General features: G+C 69.1%; 22 protein-coding genes. 14 read left to right on the plus strand and 8 right to left on the minus strand.

Going from position 1 to position 20,834, the window contains the following annotated elements:
- Positions 1–45 precede the first annotated feature (45 nt).
- The 4 genes from HCC78_RS11140 to HCC78_RS11155 form a co-directional block, all read right to left on the minus strand.
- Positions 46–549 (minus strand): TRAP transporter small permease, encoded by a 504-nt coding sequence (locus HCC78_RS11140; RefSeq protein ID WP_172328853.1) that lies wholly within the window; start codon positions 547–549, stop codon positions 46–48.
- Position 550: 1 nt separating this feature from the next.
- Positions 551–1,516 (minus strand): TRAP transporter substrate-binding protein, encoded by a 966-nt coding sequence (locus tag HCC78_RS11145; protein ID WP_172328854.1) that lies wholly within the window; start codon positions 1,514–1,516, stop codon positions 551–553.
- 115 nt (positions 1,517–1,631) lie between these two features.
- Positions 1,632–2,816, minus strand: a complete 1,185-nt coding sequence (locus tag HCC78_RS11150) for a LysR substrate-binding domain-containing protein (protein ID WP_172328855.1) — start codon at positions 2,814–2,816, stop codon at positions 1,632–1,634.
- Positions 2,813–3,700, minus strand: coding sequence for an NAD(P)-dependent oxidoreductase (locus HCC78_RS11155; protein ID WP_172328856.1), 888 nt, complete (start codon positions 3,698–3,700; stop codon positions 2,813–2,815). Before HCC78_RS11155 ends, HCC78_RS11150 begins: the two co-directional genes overlap by 4 nt.
- Before the next feature lie 159 nt (positions 3,701–3,859).
- Between HCC78_RS11155 and HCC78_RS11160 the strand changes: the two genes are divergently transcribed.
- The 5 genes from HCC78_RS11160 (at position 3,860) to HCC78_RS11180 (ending at position 8,711) form a co-directional block, all read left to right on the plus strand.
- Positions 3,860–4,588, plus strand: coding sequence for a PIG-L deacetylase family protein (locus HCC78_RS11160; RefSeq protein ID WP_172328857.1), 729 nt, complete (start codon positions 3,860–3,862; stop codon positions 4,586–4,588).
- 115 nt (positions 4,589–4,703) lie between these two features.
- Positions 4,704–5,672, plus strand: a complete 969-nt coding sequence (locus tag HCC78_RS11165; RefSeq protein ID WP_172328858.1) for a VOC family protein — start codon at positions 4,704–4,706, stop codon at positions 5,670–5,672.
- 2 nt (positions 5,673–5,674) lie between these two features.
- A complete protein-coding gene (locus HCC78_RS11170) occupies positions 5,675–6,346 on the plus strand; it encodes a 4-carboxy-4-hydroxy-2-oxoadipate aldolase/oxaloacetate decarboxylase (RefSeq protein ID WP_172328859.1) in 672 nt (223 codons plus the stop codon).
- 88 nt (positions 6,347–6,434) lie between these two features.
- On the plus strand, positions 6,435–7,508 hold the full coding sequence (locus tag HCC78_RS11175; protein WP_172328860.1) for a 4-oxalomesaconate tautomerase: 1,074 nt from the start codon (positions 6,435–6,437) through the stop codon (positions 7,506–7,508).
- A gap of 123 nt (positions 7,509–7,631) precedes the next feature.
- A complete protein-coding gene (locus HCC78_RS11180) occupies positions 7,632–8,711 on the plus strand; it encodes an autotransporter outer membrane beta-barrel domain-containing protein (RefSeq protein ID WP_172328861.1) in 1,080 nt (359 codons plus the stop codon).
- Between the two features lie 42 nt (positions 8,712–8,753).
- Here the strand turns inward: HCC78_RS11180 and HCC78_RS11185 are convergent, their stop codons facing one another.
- Together HCC78_RS11185 and HCC78_RS11190 are read right to left on the minus strand one after the other, a co-directional pair.
- Positions 8,754–9,560, minus strand: a complete 807-nt coding sequence (locus HCC78_RS11185; protein ID WP_172328862.1) for an IclR family transcriptional regulator — start codon at positions 9,558–9,560, stop codon at positions 8,754–8,756.
- Positions 9,561–9,595: 35 nt separating this feature from the next.
- Positions 9,596–10,297, minus strand: a complete 702-nt coding sequence (locus HCC78_RS11190) for a GntR family transcriptional regulator (protein ID WP_172328863.1) — start codon at positions 10,295–10,297, stop codon at positions 9,596–9,598.
- Between the two features lie 213 nt (positions 10,298–10,510).
- Here HCC78_RS11190 and HCC78_RS11195 point away from each other — a divergent pair, with 213 nt between their 5' ends.
- From HCC78_RS11195 to HCC78_RS11220, 6 genes are all read left to right on the plus strand, one after another.
- Positions 10,511–11,746 (plus strand): DUF3500 domain-containing protein, encoded by a 1,236-nt coding sequence (locus tag HCC78_RS11195; RefSeq protein ID WP_172328864.1) that lies wholly within the window; start codon positions 10,511–10,513, stop codon positions 11,744–11,746.
- A complete protein-coding gene (locus tag HCC78_RS11200; RefSeq protein WP_172328865.1) occupies positions 11,740–13,212 on the plus strand; it encodes an NAD-dependent succinate-semialdehyde dehydrogenase in 1,473 nt (490 codons plus the stop codon). The genes HCC78_RS11195 and HCC78_RS11200 overlap by 7 nt, the downstream gene beginning before the upstream one ends.
- Positions 13,209–14,066, plus strand: coding sequence for a fumarylacetoacetate hydrolase family protein (locus tag HCC78_RS11205; protein WP_172328866.1), 858 nt, complete (start codon positions 13,209–13,211; stop codon positions 14,064–14,066). The genes HCC78_RS11200 and HCC78_RS11205 overlap by 4 nt, the downstream gene beginning before the upstream one ends.
- Positions 14,063–14,866, plus strand: a complete 804-nt coding sequence (hpaH, locus tag HCC78_RS11210) for a 2-oxo-hept-4-ene-1,7-dioate hydratase (protein ID WP_371743810.1) — start codon at positions 14,063–14,065, stop codon at positions 14,864–14,866. Before HCC78_RS11205 ends, hpaH begins: the two co-directional genes overlap by 4 nt.
- Positions 14,867–14,868: 2 nt before the next feature.
- Entirely contained in the window at positions 14,869–15,654 is a 786-nt protein-coding gene (locus HCC78_RS11215) for an aldolase/citrate lyase family protein (protein WP_172328867.1), read from the plus strand.
- 107 nt (positions 15,655–15,761) lie between these two features.
- Positions 15,762–16,763: a VOC family protein gene (locus tag HCC78_RS11220; RefSeq protein WP_172328868.1), complete on the plus strand. Its 1,002-nt coding sequence runs from the start codon at positions 15,762–15,764 to the stop codon at positions 16,761–16,763.
- Between the two features lie 92 nt (positions 16,764–16,855).
- Here the strand turns inward: HCC78_RS11220 and HCC78_RS33165 are convergent, their stop codons facing one another.
- Together HCC78_RS33165 and HCC78_RS11235 are read right to left on the minus strand one after the other, a co-directional pair.
- Positions 16,856–18,040, minus strand: a complete 1,185-nt coding sequence (locus HCC78_RS33165; RefSeq protein WP_216671115.1) for an SIP domain-containing protein — start codon at positions 18,038–18,040, stop codon at positions 16,856–16,858.
- Positions 18,041–18,221: 181 nt separating this feature from the next.
- A complete protein-coding gene (locus HCC78_RS11235; RefSeq protein WP_172328869.1) occupies positions 18,222–18,617 on the minus strand; it encodes a 5-carboxymethyl-2-hydroxymuconate isomerase in 396 nt (131 codons plus the stop codon).
- Positions 18,618–18,815: 198 nt separating this feature from the next.
- Here HCC78_RS11235 and HCC78_RS11240 point away from each other — a divergent pair, with 198 nt between their 5' ends.
- Genes HCC78_RS11240 through HCC78_RS11250 form a run of 3 tightly spaced genes read left to right on the plus strand, consistent with a single transcriptional unit; the run spans position 18,816 to position 20,717 of the window.
- The gene (locus tag HCC78_RS11240) at positions 18,816–19,532 is read left to right on the plus strand and encodes a dienelactone hydrolase family protein (RefSeq protein ID WP_172328871.1); all 717 of its coding nucleotides are present in this window, start codon (positions 18,816–18,818) and stop codon (positions 19,530–19,532) included.
- Positions 19,533–19,536: 4 nt separating this feature from the next.
- Positions 19,537–20,319, plus strand: coding sequence for an SDR family oxidoreductase (locus tag HCC78_RS11245; protein WP_172328873.1), 783 nt, complete (start codon positions 19,537–19,539; stop codon positions 20,317–20,319).
- Complete coding sequence (locus HCC78_RS11250; protein ID WP_172328874.1) at positions 20,319–20,717, plus strand: nuclear transport factor 2 family protein; 399 nt, start codon at positions 20,319–20,321, stop codon at positions 20,715–20,717. Before HCC78_RS11245 ends, HCC78_RS11250 begins: the two co-directional genes overlap by 1 nt.
- The last annotated feature ends 117 nt before the right edge of the window (positions 20,718–20,834 follow it).

The following is a 20,834-nucleotide window of genomic DNA, read 5'->3' on the forward strand; positions in this document are numbered from 1 at the left end:
GCAGGAACAGGGCAAGGATGCCGAAGAGGCCTGCGGTGACGTCGGTCATTGCTCCACCCCGTTCAGGATCACGTCGAGGCACTGGATCAGGAAGATCACGACGACCAGCCCGGTGCCTGCGGCGAGGATCGCGTAGAAGGGCCAGAGCGGCAGGCCCAGCATGTTGGTGGCGTCGCCGAACTCGGCGGCATCCAGCGCCTTGAGCACCGCGCGGTGGCACAGCACGCCCAGCACCCAGCCCGAAAGGCAGCGCGCCAGCACGTCGCCCGCGCGGCGGCCGAAATGGCCGAGGAAGCGGTCGAAGACATCGACGCCGACATGGCCGTTCAGCGAGGTGCAGTAGGGCAGGGCGGACATCACCAGCGCCACGGCGGCCAGCTGGATGATCTCGTTCGATCCCAGGATCGGCTGGCCGAAGGCGTAGCGCATGACCACGCCGGCGACGATCAGGATGACGAGGGACATCAGGGCGATCCCGCCGATCACGGCCAGGACCGCCGTGGCCCCGCCGGTCACGGCCGACAGGGCGGAGGCAGCCTTGCGCACCATCTCAGGGATTCAGCGCGTCGACGATGGCCTGGGCGCTGCCGCCCGTCTCGGCCACGACCTGCGCGGTGACCTCTTCGGCGGCCGCATCGAAGGGCGCGGCTTCTTCGGCGGTCAGCTCGATCACCTCGTGCCCGTCCATCTCCGCGAAGGCGGCCAGACCGTCGGCGGCGACCTTCAGCTGGGTCTGGTTGGCGAGAACCGAGGCTTCCTTGCCGGCCTCGAGCAGCGCGGCCTGGTCTGCATCCGAAAGATCGTTGAAGGCCTGGCGGTTGGCGAGGATGAAGAAGGGCGAGTTGGTCGTCTTCATGCCGACCGTCAGGTAATTCGCCACCTCGCCCAGCCGGAAGGCGCGGGTCGCGGTGGTGTCGATCATCGCGCCGTCGATCACGCCGGTCTGCAGGGAGTTGTAGATCTCGGAAACCGGCATCGAGACCGGTGTCGCGCCCCAGGCCTCGACCAGCAGGCCGGTATTGCGCGACGGCACGCGGATCTTCATGCCCTTGATGTCGTCGGGCGACCGCACCGCCTTGTCGCGGGTATAGAGGACGTTCGGCGCCGAGGACCACAGCGAGACGAGGATCGCGCGGCGGTATTCCGGCTGGAACAGCTCGATGTTGTTCCACAGGTCGGCCGTGCCGGTTTCGGTGTCGATCACGCCCGGCAGTTCGGCGACCAGCGTCAGCGGGAAGGTCGAGGCGGTGTAGCCCGCCAGCGAGACGCCCAGCTCGGCCACGCCGTCGAGCACGCGGGTGTATTGCTCCACCGGTCCCGGGCCCAGCTCGCCGCCATTGTAGAGCGTCACGGTCAGGTCGCCGCCGGACTTCTCCGCGACCATGTCGGCGAAGGGCTGGAAGGCGCCCGCGACATAGGGATGGGTCGGCGGCATGAAATTCGCGAACTTGAAGTCTTCGGCGGTGGCCGCGCCGGCGGCCAGGGCGATGGCGGCGGCAAGGATTGTGCTGCGCATGGTGTGGTCCTCCCGAAACCGGACCCGCCGGGATGGCAGGCCGCATGCCGGGTCCTTCTGCCCGTCCGTGGCGCGCCGGACCAATTCGAAGCGCGTCGGCCTGGATAAGAACATGCTATAGCTTGCGGATCGCGGCGGCCTCGTCGCGGAGCAGGGCCAGCATTTCGGCCTGGGCGGCTGTGGGCAGCCAGCCCTCGCGGAAGGTCAGGCCGATGGGGCGCGGCGGCAGAGTTTCCGGCACATGCAGCCTGTCGAGCAGCCCGCGCGAGATTTCCGCTGCCGCCTGATGGGCAGAGATGCAGCCGAGGAAGTCGCCGCGATGCAGGAGTTCGCGCATAAGCAGGATCGAACCGGCCTCGAGGATGCTCGCCGGCAGGGGCAGTCCGGCCTCGGCGAAGAGCCGTTCGAAACCCTCGCGGGCGGGGGTGCCGCTGCGGGGCACGACCCAGGCGCGATCTGCAAGATCTGCGGGAGAAAGGGTGCCTGCGCGCGCCAGCGGATGGCCGGGCGGGGCGACGAAGGCCAGCCCGTCGCGGAACAGCTCCTCCTGCACCACGTCGCCGATCGGGGCGGGCTGGCGCAGCGCGCCGATCATCACGTCGACCGCGCCGCGGCGCAGCCCGGCCAGCAGCCCGTCATAGAGCCCGTCGACAACGCGGACGGGCAGGGTCGGACGGTGGCGCCGGAACCGTGCCAGCACTTGCGGCAGCAGCACCGAGCGCGCCAGCGGCAGCGAACCGATGACGATCCGGCCGGCCTCCCCGCCGTCCAGTTCGGCCAGATCCGCCTCGGCCTGGTCGAGTTCGGCGAAGCCCAGTTCGGCGGCCCGCGCCAGGGACTGGCAAGCCCGCGTCGCCGCCATGCCATGGGCCATGCGCTGGAACAGCGGCGTCTCGGCCTCCTGCTCGAGCTGGCTGACCGCGCGGTGGACGGTGGGCTGCGACAAGCCCATCTGCCGCGCCGCCAGGGTGAAGTTCTCGGTCTCCGCCACGGCGACCAGGGCCTGCAGCTGCGCCGCGGTGGCCGTGAGCTGCAGCCGCGGCGCGATTTCCGTCAGCGCCGGGTCGAGCCGGCCGAAGGCGCGCGCCACCCGCGCCGCCAGCACCTCGCCGCGCGGGGTGAGGAAGAATCCCTGCCGCGTGCGGTCGAAGAGCTGCCCCCCGGCCTGAGCTTCGAGCTTGCCGAGCGCCTGGGTCACCGCGGGCTGCGAGACATTGTAGAGATCCGCCGCCCGCGTGACCGTGCCCAGGTCGGCAACGGCGAGGAACAGCCGCAGATGGCGCAGGTTGCGCGAGATCACAGCCGCGCCAGGATCGCGTCGGCGCGCGCGATCAGGTCGTCCCCGCCTGCCGGGGCGCCGGTGGCGGCAATGCGGTCCTGCCACTCGGCCGTGGCCGCGGCCATGCCGCCGCCGAGGCCGAGCTCGGCCACGGTCGCCGCCGCTTCGCGCATCTCGGCCGCGCGGCGCGCGCCATGGACCATCATGCGTTCCAGATTGTAGGCCGACCGCCCGCGCCAGTCGCGGTCCGGGTCGGAGGCTTCGAGCGATCCGAGCACCGCCTCCTCGACCCCGGCACGGCGCGCCGAGAGCAGGCATTCCGCGGTCAGCGCCTCCATCCCCTTGATCATCACCGAGCGGATCATCTTGATCGCCGAGGCCTGGCCGATCTCGTCCCCGGCGATCGCGGGCCGCATGCCGAGCGTGCGCAGCAGCGCGGCGGCCGCCGCGGCATGGGGGCCGGACAGCAGCAGCGGCACCAGATGCCGCAGCGGATGGACCGGTGCCATCACCGCGAGGTCCACATAGCGCCCGCCGGCGGTTTCCACGGTCTCCGCCGCGCGGCGCTTGGTGCCGGGCGCGCAGGAATTGCCGTCGAGCCAGAGCGCCCCCGGCTCCAGGTGGGGCGCGGCGGCGACGGCAGCCTCCAGCGCCCGGTCGGCGGTGACCAGAGAGAACACGGCCCGCGCTCCTGCGAGCGCGGCGGCGGCGGTGTCGCAGCCGCGGATCCCGGCCGCCGCCTGGCGTTCCGCCATGGCAGGGCGCGTGGCCGGATCGTCCGACTTTATGTCGAAGGCGCTGACGGCAGCCGGGTCCGGCAGGGCCCAGCCTCCGAGAAAGGCCCCGGCCGCCTCGCCGAAGCCGATGAAGCAAATCGGAAACTCCGCAGACCCCGTTCCGTCCATTGCAAACTCCTCCTGCCATGGCCCAGCCCGAACCTGTCATCCCGGGCAGTGGTTGGCCAGATGGTATAGAAGGAACTTATGCCGGAGGACGCGCTTCCAAATGGACCTTGCCGGGGCGGACATGGCATCCCCGGGCCGACACCGACAGGGAGGCTTGCCATGCCGAAGAAGACCGCACTCGTCATTTCCGCCCATGCCGCAGATTTCGTCTGGCGCTGCGGCGGCGCCATCGCGCTGCATGCCGAGATGGGCTACGAGGTGACGGTCGCCTGCCTGAGCTTCGGCGAGCGCGGCGAGAGCGCCCGGCTGTGGAAGGACGGCAAGTCGCTGCAGGAGGTCAAGGACATCCGCCGCGGCGAGGCCGAGGCGGCGGCCGCGGCCCTGGGCGTGCACCATCTGGAATGCTTCGACCTGGGCGACTACCCGCTGCATCTGGAGCGCGGCGACAAGGACCGGCTGGTGGATCTCATCCGCAAGGTGCAGCCGGCCTTCATGATGAGCCATTCGCGCTTCGATCCGTACAATACCGACCACATGTACATGACGCAGGTGGCGCTGGAATGCCGGATGATCGCCCAGGCCTGGGGGCACAATCCGGGACAGACGGTGCTCGGCGCGCCGCAGCTCTACCTGTTCGAGCCGCACCAGACCGAGCAGATGGGCTGGAAGCCCGACACGTTCCTCGACATCACCCCCGTCTGGGAGAAGAAGCGCGCCGCGATGGAGCACATGAACGGCCAGGTGCATCTGTGGGACTACTACACCCGGGTTGCCCAGCAGCGCGCCAACCATTTCAAGCGCAATTCCGGCGGCCAGTCCGGCGGGCGCGACTGCCGGTACGCGGAGGGCTTCGAGAGCGTCTTCCCGCGCACCGTGGACGAACTGTGACCGGCGTCCGGGCCGGGCGCGGGAGAGGGCAGGGGAGAGGGCATCCCTCTCCCCCGCACCCCCTCGCCGGCCGCGCCCGGACCGGAGGCCGTGCGAGACCCGAGGAGGAAAGCCCATGACAGACCCCGCCAATCCGAGCTTCGACATCGCCCATCTGGGCCATGTCGAGATGCTGACCGACCGGTTCGAGGAGAGCCTCGACTTCTTCACCCGGGTCTACGGGCTGAAGCTCTCGGCAATCGACGGCGACTCCGCCTGGCTGCGCGCCTGGGACGACTACGAGTTCCACAGCCTGAAGCTGACCCGCTCGGACACGACCGGCGTCGCCCATATCGGCTATCGCGCCGCCAGCCCCGGGGCGCTGGAGCGCCGCGTCGCCGCCATCGAGGCCTCGGGCTACAAGGTGCATGGCTGGAATGACGGCGATCTCGGCCATGGCCGCGCCTTCCGCTTCGAGGATCCGTTCGGCCATGTCTTCGAGATCTACTACGACACGGTCTGGTGGGAGCCTCAGGACGAGGCCGAGAAGGCGGCGCTGAAGAACACCGCCTCGGCCTTCACCGGCGCCGCGCCGCGCAGGCTCGACCACCTCAACCTGCTCGCCTCCGACGTGACCGAGTTCAGGCGCTTCATGGAGACTTGCCTGGGGAGCCGGGTGACCGAGTACATCCAGCTCGACAACGGGCGGCTGGGCGGCTGCTGGTTCACCGTCAACAACAAGACCTATGACCTGGCCTGCACCGAGGAGCATGGCGGCGGCCATGCCCGCCTGCACCATGTCACCTATGCCACCGACCAGCGCGAGGACATCCTGCGCGCCGCCGACATCTTCCTGCAGAACGGCGTCCATATCGAGACCGGCCCGCACAAGCACGCGGTGCAGGGGACGTTCTTCCTCTATGTCTGGGAGCCTGCGGGCAACCGGGTGGAGCTCGCGAATGCCGGCGCGCGGCTGATCCTTGCGCCCGACTGGAAGCCTGTCTGCTGGACCCAGGCCGACCGGATGAAGGGCCAGGCCTGGGGGCTGAAAACCATCGAGAGTTTCCACACCCACGGCACCCCGCCAGTGAAGGAGGAGGCGTGACCATGCCTGTCGTCGTCCAGAACATCGACCGCGCCGACCCGGCGGTGATCGACCGGCTCGGAGAGATCGGCACCGCCACCGTCCACGAGGCGCAAGGGCGCAAGGGCGCGCTCCAGAGCTACATCCGGCCGATCCAGGAAGGCGCGATGATCGCCGGTTCCGCCGTGACGATCTCGGCCGCGCCCGGGGACAACTGGATGGTCCATGTCGCCATCGAGCAGCTCCGCCCCGGCGACATTCTGGTTCTGGCGCCGACCTCGCCCTGCGACAACGGCTATTTCGGCGACCTGCTGGCGACCTCGGCGCTGGCGCGCGGTTGCCGCGGGCTGGTGATCGACGCGGGCGTGCGCGACACGAAGGATCTGCGCGAGATGGGCTTCCCGGTCTGGTCGAAGGCGGTCTCGATCCAGGGCACGGTCAAGGAGACGCTGGGCTCGGTCAATGTGCCGATCGTCGTGGCGGGCCAGGCCATCCATCCCGGAGACGTGATCTGCGCCGACGATGACGGGCTCTGCGTGGTTGCCCGCGGGGAGGCGGCCGCGGTCCTCGAGGCAGCGGAGAAGCGCCTGGCGGCGGAAGAGGCCAAGCGGGTGCGGCTGGCGGCGGGCGAGCTGGGGCTCGACATCTACGACATGCGCCCGCGGCTGGAGGCCAGGGGGCTCAAGTACATTTGACGGCGGTTTCGGCGGAGGAAGGCGGGAGGGGGCAGATCCCCCCTCCCGGACCCTCCCCCGCCGCTTGCACCGGACGGGGGAGACTGAGATGGATGATGCCGAAATCGACGGGGTTCCCTGCCTCTGGATGCGGGGCGGGACCTCCAAGGGGGCGTATTTCCTGGCCTCGGACCTGCCGCAGCAGCGGGAGGCGCGGGACGATCTGCTGCTGAGGATCATGGGCTCGCCCGATCCGGCGCAGATCGACGGCATCGGCGGGGCGGATCCGCTGACCTCGAAGGTGGCGGTGCTGTCGCCCGCCTCGCGGGAGGATGCCGATGTCGATTACCTGTTCCTGCAGGTCTTTCCCGACCGGCCGCTGGTCTCGGACGCGCAGGCTTGCGGCAACATCCTGGCCGGTGTCGGTCCGGCGGCGATCGAGCTGGGGCTGGTGGCGGCGCGGGACGGCGAGACGCCGGTGCGCATCCACATGCTCAATACCGGCGAGATCGCGGTGGCGCGGATCGCGACGCCGGGCGGCCGGGCCGTCTATCGCGGCGCGGCGGCGATCGACGGCGTTCCCGGCACCCATGCGCCGGTGCCGCTGATGTTCACCGGGCTCGAAGGCTCGATGTGCGGCACGCTGCTGCCCACCGGCAACGCGGCGGACGTCATCGGCGGCATCCGAGCGACGCTGATCGACAACGGCATGCCCTGCGTGGTGATGGCGGCCGCCGACTTCGGCATTGACGGCACCGAGAGCCGCGGGGCGCTGGATGGCAACGAGGCACTGAAGGCACGGCTGGAGGCGATCCGGCTGGAGGCCGGGCTGCTGATGGGGCTGGGCGATGTCGCGGAGAAATCCGTGCCGAAGATGACGCTGGTCTCGGCGCCGCGCGCAGGCGGCGTGATCTCCACCCGCAGCTTCATCCCGCATCGCTGCCACGCCACGATCGGCGTCTTCGCCGCGGTCAGCGTGGCGACGGCCTGCACCTTGCCCGGCAGTCCCGCGGCAGCGCTGGCCCGGCTCCCTGCGGACGCGCACTTTGCCATCGAGCATCCGACCGGCGCGGCCGAGGTGCTGATCGAGCGCGACAGCACGGGATGCGTCACGGCGGCAGGGACGCTGAGGACGGCCCGCAAGCTCTTCGAGGGCAGGGTCTTTCCGCGGCCGGCGAGCTGATCGCGGGTCCGTGTCCGGAATGTGAACGGTCCCGGCTGCACGCATTGCCGGAGCCAAGCCTTTCCTCCCAATTCCGGCCTGGCGGGACCGTGCCTGTCCCGCGCGCCAGATGGGAGGAAACCTTTGCGCTCACACCTGATCTTGCCCGCCTTCGGGCTTGCCGCCCTTGTTGCCATCCCCGCCCTTGCCCAATCCGGCCCGCCCGATGCGTGGTCGAAATTCTCCCGGACCTTCGGGCCGACCGGGCTGTGGTCCGAGCTGGGTCAGGACGAGGCCTATGGCGCCGTCCAGACCCGCGCCGCCATGGCCCGCTCGCAGATCAATGCGGCCAATGCAGACCAGGATTTCGCCGGCTACGAGGACACGGCATCGAAGATTGCCACCCCGGCCACGCTGGCCTTCAGCCTGCCCGGCGGCAATGCCGCGCTGCGCCTGAAGGGCACCTGGACCCGAAGCGAGGGCGACGAAAACAAGACCTATGCCGACAGCGAGGGGATCAGCGGCCTGGCTTCGATCCTGTTCATGCCGACCGGCAGCACGCTCCTTGGCTTCGGTCTGGTGACGGGGCAGGTCGATGTCGATATCCGCCACAACGACGGCACCATCGACAGTGACGCCCGGGGCATCCGGCTGGATCTGCTGCAGAACCTGAACGACCACTGGGGCATTGCGGCTCGGGCGATCTATACTTGGAATGACACCGACACGATGATCCCGCTCGGCTTCGCGGATCTCGAGACCAGCCAGGAAAACGAGCAGCTCTATGCCGAAGCCGCGCTGATCGGCAATATCGAGCATGGGCAATGGAGCGTGTTGCCCGAGGGCTGGGTGCTGCGCCCGAAGCTGCGCGGGCTCTACCAGAAGACAAGCTTCGAGACGGTGAGGAACAGCCTCGGCGGCACCAACGAGGGAACGGTGGGGAAGTCGGACGAATATGCTACGGTCAAAGCCAGCGTGAGGCTTTTGAAAGCCGCGTTCCGTCCGGGAGATATCGGTCCATATGCAGAGATCGGCTACGAGCGCGAAGTCATCAACGATCTCGATCTGGTGATCGACGAGCCGGACATCCTGGCGACGAAGATCGGCGTTGCCTCGATTCTGCCGAACGGTGACTTTCTCGACGTGAATTACGGCCGGTTCGACGGGTTTGGCGGCGAACGGCAGATCGGCACGCTGACCATCGCCTATACCCACGCCTTCTGAGGGTCGGACCGGCCGGGCGCGGCAGCCCGGCCGGTCCTGCCGTCAGCCTGCGGCTGCGCGCGGCGGGATCGGCATCTGGCAGCGCATGGTGACGCGCTGCTGCTGGATGCGGGCTGCGATTTCGCGGGCAGCCCCGCGCATCTGCGGCAGCAGCCCTTCGATACGGCGCTCGAAGCCCTGCGAACGTGGGCCGACAAGGCTGATGGCGCCGATCGCCCGCCCGGTCACGTCGCGCACGGCGACCGCGACCACGCGGCCCTCGCGCGAGAGCGGGCTGTTGCCGACGAGGAAGCCCTGGGCGCGCGCCTCGGCGACGTCGCGGCGCACTGTCTCGGGCCCCGCTCGATACTGGGCATAGCGCGCGGCGTTCTGCTCCAGCACGCTGTCGAGCCGCTCGGGGCTCATGTGCGCCAGCATCACCCGTCCGCCGGTCCCGGCCCCTAGCGGGCGGCGCGAGCCGATCTCGGCCTGGCTGAGCAGGCTCGGCAGGTTGCCGATGCGCCGGTCGGCATAGACCGAGTCGATATGCGAGGGTACCGACAGCAGCACCGAGGATCCGGTCTGTGCCACCAACTCGTCCAGATGCGGCGAGGCATAGCGGGTGATCGGGCAGCGGTTGAACGGCGCGACTCCCAGCCAGGCGGTCTCGGCGGCCAGCCTGTAGCGCTGCGTTCCCTCGGCCCGCTCGACGATGCCCTCGTCCTCCAGCGCCTTCAGGATCCTGTGCGCAGTCGGATGCGGCAGCTCCATGGCGTTGGCGATGTCCACCAGCTTCTCGCCCTCCTGGCTGGCTCCTGCCAGATGCCGCACGATGGCAAAGGACCGCCGGATGCTCTGGGTTCCGGTCATTTCTCGCCGTCCGCCTGGCAGCTTTTCCTGAATCGTCATTTCGTTCCTCCCACTCTCTCCCTTGCGGGCGCCGCGCCGCGGGCTTGCCAATCGGGCAGCCCGGCCTCCCGCGCGGCGCGCACGGTGCGTTCCAGATGTTGCGCCAGTGCCTGCGCCGCCCCTTCGGCATCGCGGCACATGGCCAGTTCCAGCAGCTCCCGGTGCTCGGCCTCGACGTCGCGGGTCCTGTCGGTCTCGGCGCGCACCGCGCGGCGGTAGCGTTCGGCCTGCATGTAGAGCGCGCCGCGCAGCCTGAGCCACCAGGCGCTGTCGCAGGCCGCGACGAGATCGTCATGGAATTTCGCGTGCAGCCCTTCCCAGTCCGGGTGCCGCCGTCCCTCCGGCGTTGCCCCTACCGAGGCCAGCCGGTGCCACGAGGCCAGCAGCGCGGCCTCCCAGTCGACATCGCCGTTGAGGACCGAGCGCACGATGCAGCGGGTCTCCACCTCGATGCGAACCTCGGTGAGATCGTCGAGATCGGCCAGCGACAGCTCCGCGACCGCAAAGCCCCGCTGCGGCATCGCCGTGACAAGCCGGTCCGAGGTCAGCCGCGACAGCGCTTCGCGCAGCACGCTGGGGCTCGCGCCGAAGCGGGCCGCAAGCGCGTCGATGCCGAGCTTGGCGCCCGGCCTGTAGTTCCCGTCGAGAAGCTCCTCCCTGAGCGACTCGTAGACCTCCGCCGTCTTGCTGACGCTCATGCCATGTCCTCCCCGCAGGCTCTGCGGCCTGCCTCCGATGATTCTAGCCAAAATCTTTTTTCCTGAGAAACACTATTTCGCTGACGAACCGAGAGGATTTTTCCGCCGCTGTCCGGAATGTGGAAAGCGGCCGCGCTGCGGCGTTGCCACTGCTGCCATGGCGCCCCTATCGCGGAAGCAAATCCGCAATTCAGCGAGGAGGGGAGGCCTTCCATGACCTCGAGCGATTTCCGCGATTACGTGCTGCCCGACAGCAATGACAGGGTGGGGCCGTCGCGCGGGTTGGACCCCGTGAGCTATTCCGCGCCGATCCTTTCCACCGAGCGCGCCATCGCGCTGAAGGCGGACTGGGCCCGGCTGCTCGACGCGCCGTTCGTCGGCGTCACCCATGACGGCATGCCGGAAGCCGGACTCTTCGCGCTGGCCGACGAAGGTTTCGATCCGGAACCGGCGGTGGAGGCGGCCGGAGCGATGCTGTCGACGATGACGCAAGCGGAGCAGGCGGCGGTGTGCAAGCCGCTGGGCGCGAAGGAATGGCGCGCCTGGTACAATCCGGAACTGGTCTTCAACGAGAACGGCGTGCGGCTGGAATGCCTGTCCGCCGCGACCCGGGATCTGTTCTGGGATCTGTTGGCCGCCTGCACCTCGGCGCGCGGCTTTGCCAAGATCCGGCGGCTGATGAAAGCGAACCTGTTCCTCGGCGAACTCTACGACCTGCGCCAGATCATGAACGAGTGGTCCTATCACTTCCAGATCTTCGGCACGCCTTCCGAGACCGCGCCCTGGGGCTGGCAGATCTACGGCCATCACATCGGCTTCAACGTGCTGGTCCTGGCCCGGCAGATGGTGATCACGCCCGTCTTCATGGGCACCGAGCCGAACGACATCCGGCTTGCCTCGGGCGAGAGCTTCTCGATGTTCAAGGCAGAGGAGGCGCAGGGGCTCAGGCTCATGCAGTCGCTGCCCGAGGATCTGCGCCGCCGCGCCACGATCTACATGCGGATGGAAGACCCCGCGATGCCGGACTGGCGGTTCAACTTCGCCGACCAGCGCCATCTGGGCGGTGCCTTCCAGGACAACCGGGTCGTGCCCGTCGAGGGCGTCTGCGCGACCGAGTTCGACGCGGGCCAGCGCGCGGCGCTCCTGTCGCTTTGCGAGACCTTTCACGAGCACTGGCCGGACGGGCCTCGCGCTGCGCGGATGGCGCAGATCGCGGCACATCTCGACCGGACATGGTTCAGCTGGATCGGCGGGCATGGCGACGACGATCCGTTCTACTTCCACATCCACAGCCCGGTCGTCATGCTGGAATTCGACCACCATTCCGGCATGTGGCTGTCCAACGACGAACCTGCAAAGTTCCACATCCACGTCATCAGCCGCATTCCGAACGGCAACGACTACGGCAAGGCGCTGATCGCGCTGCACGCGGGGGCGGCGCCATGCTGAAGCGCCCTCTGGTCTCCCGCCTCGCCGATGCCGGGCTCCTGCCGGAGGCGGCGCTGATCGGGTCCCGTTGGGTCCATGCCGAGGGCCAAGGGCTCCCGGTTGCCGACCCCGCGACTGGCGACCTCATCGGCCATGTACCGTCCCTGGGCGCCGCCGAGACGGAAGAAGCGATTGCCGCTGCCGTCGCCGCGCAACGGGGCTGGGCCGCGCGCACCGCGAAGGAGCGCGGCGCCGTGCTGCGCCGCTGGTTCGATCTGGTGATGCAGCACAAGGAAGACCTTGCGGTGATCCTGACCGCCGAACAGGGCAAGCCGCTGGCCGAGGCGCGGGGCGAGATCGCCTATGGCGCGAGCTTCATCGAGTGGTTTTCGGAAGAAGCCCGCCGCGCCTATGGAGAGACCGTGCCGGGCCACGCGCCGGACAAGCGCATCCTCGTGGTGAAGCAGCCGGCCGGTGTCGTTGCCGCGATCACGCCCTGGAACTTTCCGAACGCCATGGTCACGCGCAAGGCCGCCCCGGCGCTGGCGGCGGGCTGCGCCATGGTGCTGAAACCCGCGGGCGAGACGCCGTTCTCGGCCATCGCACTGGCCGTGCTTGCGGAACGGGCGGGGCTGCCACCGGGGCTCCTCTCGGTCGTCACCGGCCCGTCGCGCGTCATCGGGGCGGTGCTGACCGGGTCGCCGGAAGTGCGCAAGCTCAGCTTCACCGGGTCCACCGAGGTGGGAGCCGCGCTCTATGCGCAATGCGCGCCCACGATCAAGAAGCTGTCGCTGGAGCTTGGCGGCAACGCGCCGCTGATCGTCTTCGACGATGCCGACCTGGAGGTGGCTGTCGAGGGCACGCTTGCCGCCAAGTTCCGCAACAGCGGCCAGACCTGCGTCTGCGCCAACCGGATCTATGTGCAGGCAGGCATCCATGACGCCTTTGCAGCCCGGCTGGCAGAGCGGATGGCGGGGATGCGCAGCGGCAATGGCTTCGAGCCCGGCGTCGATTTCGGCCCGCTGATCGACGCCCGCGCCGTTGCCAAGGTCCGCACCCATGTCGAGGATGCCGTGGCGCAGGGGGCAGAGGTCGTCGCCGGCGGGCAGCCGCAGGGGGCCGGGCCGCATTTCTGGCAGCCGACCGTGCTGGCCGGCGTCACCGACGCCATGGCCGTCGCGCGCGAAGAAACCTTCGGCCCGGTCGCGCCGCTCTTCCGTTTCGAGACCGAGGCGGAGGTGCTCGCGCGCGCCAATGACAGCGCGTTCGGCCTCGCCTCCTATGTCTTCTCCCGCGACCTTGCGCGGGTGTTCCGCGTGGCCGAGGCGCTGGAGGCCGGCATGGTCGGCGTCAATACCGGGCTGATCTCGACGCCCGAGGCGCCGTTCGGCGGCGTCAAGGCCAGCGGGCTGGGCCGCGAGGGCAGCCGCCACGGGCTCGATGACTATCTCGAACTCAAGTACATCTGTCTCGGAGGGATCGCATGAACCTTGCCACATTTTCCGCCAATGGTGAGACCCTCTGGGGCGCCGTCGTCCCGGGCGGCGTGCTCGCCCTCTCGCCGGACTTCCCGCAATATCCGACGCTCCGGGCGGTGATCGCTGCCGGAGCCATCCCGGAGGTGACCGCCGCTGCCGAAGGCCGCAGGCCCAGCCACGGGAACGGCGCGTTCGCCTGGGAAATCCCGGTGCCGGATGCGGGCAAGATCCTCTGCGTCGGCGTGAACTTCCCCGACCGCAATGCCGAGTACAGGGACGGCACGGCGGAGTTGCCGCCCTACATGTCGCTCTTCCCGCGCTTCGCCTCCGGTTTCGCGGGCCACGGTGCCGCCCTGATCCGTCCGCCGGAAAGCGCGCAGCTCGACTACGAGGGCGAGATCGCCGTGGTGATCGGCAAGGGCGGGCGGCGCATTCCGGAGGCGGAGGCGCTCGGCCACATCGCGGCGCTGACGCTCTGCAACGAGGGCACGATCCGCGACTGGGTGCGCCATGCCAAGTTCAACGTCACCCAGGGCAAGAACTGGGACCGCTCCGGCGCGATGGGGCCCTGGCTGGTGCCCTTCACCGATCCGGCGCAGATCCTCGATGTGCAGCTGGAGACACGCGTGAACGGCGAGATCCGGCAATCCGACCGCACGGGACGGATGCTGCATCCGGTCGCCAAGCAGATCGCCTATATCTCCACCTTCACCACGCTGGAGCCGGGCGACATCATCGTCACCGGCACGCCCACCGGGGCCGGGGCACGCTTCGACCCGCCAGTCTGGCTGAAGCCCGGCGATGTGGTGGAGGTCACGGCAGAGGGGATCGGAACGCTCGGGAACGGGGTGGCGGACGAATGAAGATGGATGTGGAGCGTGCGGCGGAAGCGCTGTTCGAGGCAGAGGCGACGGGCGTGCAGACCGGGCTTCTGTCGGTCGCGCATCCGGCGATGACGCTGGACGACGCCTATGCGGTGCAGGCGGCGCTGGTGGCGCGGAAGCGCGCGGCGGGACTGGGCGTCATCGGCTGGAAAATCGGACTGACCAGCCGGGCAATGCAGCAGGCGCTCATGATCGACACGCCGGATTCCGGTGTCCTGCTGTCGGACATGGCCTTCCCGGACGGGGCGGTGATCCCTGCCGGGCGGTTCATCCAGCCAAGGATCGAGGCGGAGATCGCCTTTGCCATGAAGGCGCCGCTAAAAGGCGAGGGCGTCACGCGCGAAGATGTGCTGGCGGCGACGGACTATGTGGCCCCGAGCCTCGAAATCCTCGACACCCGCATCCTTCGCGCCGATCCGGCGACCGGCGTGCCGCGCAGGATCACCGACACGGTCTCGGACAACGCCGCCAATGGCGGGATCGTGCTGGGCGACCAGCGCCACGCGCCGGAAGCGGTCGACCTGCGCTGGGTGGGCGCGATCGTGAAGCGCGACGGCGTGGTCGAGGAAACCGGGCTGGGCGCGGGCGTGCTCGACGATCCGGTGACGGGCATCCTGTGGCTGGTCCGCCGCCTTGCGCGGTATGGCATGGGGATCGAGGCAGGCCAGGTGCTGCTGTCCGGCTCCTTCATACGCCCTGTCGAGGCGCCGCCCGGCAGCTGCTTCGAGGCCGATTTCGACGCCTTCGGCAGCGTCTCGCTGTCCTTCGCGGAGGCGTGACCATGCCCGCCCCCCTGAACCGCCTGAAGGCCTGGCTCGCCGCTGGCGAGCGCACCCGCGGGATCTGGCTGGGCCTGGCCGATGCCTATGCCGCCGAAATCGCCGCCACCGCCGGGTTCGACTGGCTCCTGATCGACGGCGAGCATGCGCCGAACGACATCTGCTCGCTCTCGGCACAGCTTGCGGTGATTGCCGGAACCGGGACGGAACCGGTGATCCGCCTGCCCGACGACGATCCGGCGAAGATCAAGCAGGCGCTCGATATCGGCGCGCAGACGCTGCTGATCCCGATGATCGAGACCCGCGGACAGGCGGAGGCCGCCGTGGCTGCCTGCCTCTATCCGCCGAACGGGCGCCGGGGTGTCGGTTCCGCGCTGGCGCGGGCCTCGCGCTTCGGCGCGATCCCGGACTACCTGGCCACCGCGGACGCGCAGATCTGCATCATCCTGCAGGTGGAGAGCCGCGCCGGTCTGGCGGCGCTCGACGCCATTCTGGGCATCGAAAGGCTCGATGGGGTCTTCATCGGCCCGTCCGACCTGGCCGCCGACATGGGCCATCCCGGCCGGCCCGGGCATCCGGACGTGAAGGCCACGGTGATGGACGCGCTGGCCCGCATCCGCGCAGCGGGCAAGGCTGCGGGCATCCTGTCCACCGACCCGGACTATATCGCCAAGGCCGAGGCGGTCGGCGCGAATTTCACCGGCGTCGGCATCGACGTGACGCTCTTTGCGGGGGCGCTCCGGGCGCTCGCCGCGCGCTACGCTGCCCCGTCCCGCTCTGCGGAATGACCCGTTCCGGCATGTGAACAGAAGGCTGCCGCTTCGTTGAGGGGGGCGCAGCCTTCGGCTTTCCTGCCTGCAGGACACGCGCTGATTTCCCCGAGGAGGACCCAGACATGCATATCCCCGAGCCGGTGCTCGCTCCGCCCTTCAACATCACCCGCGCCAGCCATACCGTGCTGCGCGTCCGCGACCTCGACGCGTCGCGCGCCTTCTACACCGAGCTCTGCGGCCTCGTCGTCTCCGACGAGGACAGCGGGACGCTCTGGCTGCGCGGGCGCGAGGAGAACTGCCATCACAGCCTCGTCCTGAGGGCGGGCGACCGGCCGCTCTGCGAGCGCATCGGCATGCGTGTCCAGACCGCCGACGACATCCGGAAAGCGCAGGACCATTTCGGCAGCATCGGCGTCGCCACGCAGATCGTGGACGTGCCCTTCCAGGGGCCCACGCTGCAGTTCCGCGACAGCCTTGGCACGCCGGTGGAACTGACCGCCTCCATGCCGCTGAAGGAGCGGATGTTCATGGCCTATGACGGCTATCGCGGCGCGGCGGCGCAGCGGGCGGATCACTGGCAGCTTCAGGCGCAGGACGTGGGCAGGGGGCTGGGCTTCTGGCATCCGCTGGGCTTCCGCACCTCGGAATACACCTATTCGGAGGATGCGGCCGGCGTGAACCTCTGGGGTGTCTGGATGCAGCGCAAGGGCAATCCCCATGACCTCGTCTACACGAATGGACCGGGGCCGCGGCTGCATCATTTCGCCTATTGCCTGCGCGATGCCGCCGATCTGGTCCATGCCTGCGACGTGGCCGGCGCGCTCGGCTATGGGCGGCGGCTGGAACGGGGGCCGGGACGGCACGGCATCTCGGGGGCGATGTTCATCTATTTCCGCGACCCGGACGGGCACCGGATCGAGCTCTTCAACACGCACTACCAACATATCGACCTGGAGCCGCCGGTGGGCTGGAGCCTTGACGACCCGCGCCGCGCCGACCAGTGGGGCCTGCCGGCGCAGGAGAAATGGTTCATGGAGGCGACCGAGTTCGAGGGTGCGGATCCTGCGCTGCCCGCGCTGACATCCGAGCTGCCGACGCTGGAGAAGTTCCTGCAGCTTGCCTGATCCCTGCCTGCCCGCGACACGCGAAGCTTGCAAGCATGAAAAAGGCCGCGCCGGAGAGACCCCGCGCGGCCCGTCGTTTCCGGGACGGAGGTTCAGCCGAGCGACTTGTCGGCAGCGTCCGCCTGGCCCTTGGTCCAGTAGCCCGAGGCCTTCAGCCACTCGCCGGGATGGCCGCGATCCTGCAGCATGTGGATTTTGAGCGCGCGCGCCACGCCGGCCTCGGCCGCGATCCAGATGAAGCCCTTGCCCTCGGGCAGGTCCAGCGCCTCCAGCGCCTCGAGGACCGGGGCCGGGTCAGCCGCGTCGGCGCGATGGACCCAATGCGTCTCCTGCGTCGCGGCGCTCTGCCAGGCCTGCTCTTCCGCCGCGCCGGTCACGGCGGCGAGCGTCACCACGGTCACGCCCTCGGGCAGTTCCTCGACCCGCCGCCCGATCGCCGGAAGCGCGGTCTCGTCGCCCACGAGCAGGTACCAGTCGAAGACCGGTGCGATCACCTGGCTGCCCCGAGGCCCGCCGATGCGCAGCGTGTCTCCGACAGCTGCGCCCTGTGCCCAGGCCGTCGCCGGACCGGCTTCGTGGATGGCGAAATCGAGGGTCAGCGTCCCGCCGTCATGGGCGCGCGGGGTGTAGTCGCGCATCTCGGGCTTCTCGCCCCCGGTCTCGAAGAACAGCTTGATGTGATCGTCGAAGCCGAGGCTGGAGAAGCCGTCCAGCTCCGCGCCGTCCAGCACGATGCGGCGCATGTTCGGGGTGATGTCGGTGATCTCGCGCACGGTCAGCTCGCGGCGGCGCAGCTCGTGGCGGTGGCGGGTGATGATCTGGGTCATGTCGGCATCCTTGGCGGGGAGGGCGGAGGGGGAAGTCTCCAGCGCGTCGATGGTTTCGGCGGCCGCGCGGATCGCGGCAGCGGCGGTTGCGATGGCTTCGGGGCCCGGAGCCCTCCCGAGGAAACGGCCGCGCAGCGCGGATTTCAGCCGGTCCATCGCGTCGGCAATCTCGGGCGGTGCCTCGCGGCGGAAGCGGCGGCCGCCGCATTCGGGCTTGGTGCCCCTTGCTTCCAGCTTTGCGGCGTTCAGCTTCAGGTGCTCCTGCCCGAGCGGGGTAATGGAGCACAGCTTGCGACGGCCGTCGGCGGCCTCGCAGGCGATCAGCCCGTCCTCCTCCAGCGAGGAAAGGTTGGGGTAGAGGACCCCCGGGCTGGGCCGGTAGGCGCCGGCAGTCCGCGCCTCCATTTCGTCCATGATCTCGTAGCCATGGCGGGGGCGGTCCCCGATCATCTGCAGGATCAGGAGGCGGAGCGTGCCATTGTCGAAAGCGCGCCTGCCGCGGCGTCCGCCGCCCTGTCCATGTCCCTTCCGGCCTCTTTCACGCGGGCCCGATGCGTTGTCTCTCTCGTGTTTCATGGGCTCTGTCTAATTTTAGATATATCGGAAGTCAAGATATATCGAAAAATGGAGCCTAACCTCGCACTGGCGCCAGAAAGGCAGGTATGCTGTTGGTTTTCCATGACCCTTCCGGATCGGCCTGATCTACGTAGAAGGTGATGCCGATGCCGCGGCGGGCGGAAAGTTCCGCGAAATGCCCGGTGACGATCTCGAATCCCGCAGCAAAGAACGCCTTGCGGATCTCCGCCGGGCGTCCGGCACCGATCCGGCACGTGACATTGACGAAACCATGCTCCGGATTGCCGTCCGCGATCACGTACTGCGTCACCGGCCAGGCGCGGACGCGGATGCCGCCCGGCGGGAAGACGTCCGGCGCCGTGCGGAAATGCGCGGCGAGCTTTTCCAGCAGCGCGCCGACGGCGCCCTCGGCCTCCAGATTGGCGGAATATTCGACGATGCAGTGCGGCATGGGCTCCTCCGGCTCGGTTCTGCGCGCCAGGCACACTGCGCCGCGCGGGGCGGGGCGCAAGAACGGGCACGGGCGGGCTTCCGCAATGCGGACAGCGTCGGGCGGGTTCCGCACTGCGGACAGGCCTGTCCGTTCTGCGTTGCCGGGGTCGGGAAGGGCCGCTTCAAGGAAGCCGCAACGACTGGGCAGGAGGATGCGATGACCGGCGAAGACGCGATTTATTCCCATGCCGGGCTGGAGATGTCGGGCCGCTTCGTGGCGCCGGAGACAGAGCGCAGGCTGCCCGGCATCCTGCTTCTGCATGGAGCGCACGGACTCGACGGTTTCATCCTGGGCGTGGCGGACCGGCTGGCGGAGGAGGGCTTCGCCGTGCTTGCCGCCGATCTATGGGGCGGTCGCGAACAGCCCGCGGGCATGGCGGAAATCGGGCCGCTGATCGCCGGGCTGGCCGCAGACCGCACAGGCTGGACCGGGCGGATCGAGGCGGCGCGGCAGGTGCTGGCCGCGCGGTCCGAAGTCGATCCGACGCGGATCGGCGCGCTCGGCTACTGCCTCGGCGGGGCGGGGGTGATGGAGGCGGTGCGCGTCGGCCTGGCGATCCGCTCCGGCGTGGCTTTCCATCCCGGCATCGCAACAGTGGGCAGGGACTGGAGCGCGGCATCGCGCGCGCGGCTCCTGCTTTGCGTCGGCGCGGCCGATCCGATGGGAAAGGCGGATGATATTGCACCCCTGACCGCAGCGATGGACGCGGCGGGAACGCCCTGGGAACTGACTTTCTACAGCGGCGCGAAGCACGCTTTCACCGAGCCGGTCCAGCCGGGCCGTCCGCCCTTTGCCGGGCACGACCCCTGGGCCGACCGGCGTTCCTGGGCGGCAATGACGGATTTCTTCACTTTGACGCTCGCGGAGGACTGACGCGATGGATCTGGGAATTTCTGGCCGCATGGCCTTCATTTGCGCCTCGTCGCAGGGGCTGGGGCTGGCCTGCGCCACTTCCCTTGCAAAGGAGGGCGTCCACGTCGTCCTGAACGGACGCGACGCGGGAAAGCTTGAGGCGGCCTCTGCCGCGCTGCGCGCCGACGTGCCGGGAGCAGAGGTGGAGGTGCTGGCCGCCGATCTGACAACTGCCGAGGGACGCGCCGCGATCCTCGCCGCCCACCCGCAGGTCGACATTCTCGTGACCAATAATGCAGGTCCGCCGCCGGGCGCGCTGGAGGACTGGGACGAACTCGCGCTGATTGCGGCGATGCAGGCGAACATGATCCCCGCCGCGCAGCTGATCCGCGCCCATGTGCCGGGGATGAAGGCGCGGGGCTTCGGTCGGATCGTCAACATCACATCGGCCATGGTGAAGGCACCGCATTACATGATGGGGCTCTCGACCGCCGCGCGTGCCGCGCTGACCGCGCTGTCGAAGGCGGTCTCGCGCGACACGGTGGCCTCGAACGTGACGATCAACAATTTGCTGCCCGAGCGCATCGACACGCCGCGCCAGGATTTCATGGCAAAGCGGCGGATGGCACTGGACGGCATCACCTATGAAGAGGCACGCGCGAAGGCGGCGGAGACCATCGCGGCGAAGCGTTTCGGCCGGCCGGAGGAATTCGGCGATGCCTGCGCCTATCTGTGCTCGGCGCAGGCGGGGTTCATCTCGGGGCAGAACCTGCAGCTCGACGGCGGCAGCTACGAGGGGCTGGTGTGATGGGGCTGATCGATCATGCTTCGCCGCTGGGCCAAGAGATCCTCGGGTTCGAGACCCGCCGCCGGGCCGCACTGGTCTCCGCCGATCCGGCGGAACTGGGGAAGATCCTGCATGACGACCTGTGCCATGTCCATTCCAGGGGAAATGTTCACGGCAAGGCCGAATTTATCGCGCATGTCACCCGCATGGGCGGTTTCGTCTCGATCGCGCGTGGCGCGCTGGAACTGCGCCAGGCGGCGGGTGCCGTCCTCATCACCGGCCCGACAACCAATACGGTGAAGCGCCACGGGACCGGAGAGATCGCCGTTCTCGACGGCTTCGGCAGCGTCGTCTCAGTCAAGACCGCAGATGGCTGGCAGGTGCTTCTGAGCCAGATCACCGTCACGCGGGCGGGCTGAACGGGCTTTCCGCAATATGAACATTCCGGCCCTCTTCCATGGCCGCGCAAGGCGGGATGGGAGAGGATCGGGCAAGGCACAGGCGGGACGGAAGCCCGCCCCCGATCACCAGAAATA

Source organism: Mangrovicoccus sp. HB161399 (assembly GCF_013184745.1).
Taxonomy (GTDB): Bacteria; Pseudomonadota; Alphaproteobacteria; order Rhodobacterales; family Rhodobacteraceae; genus Mangrovicoccus.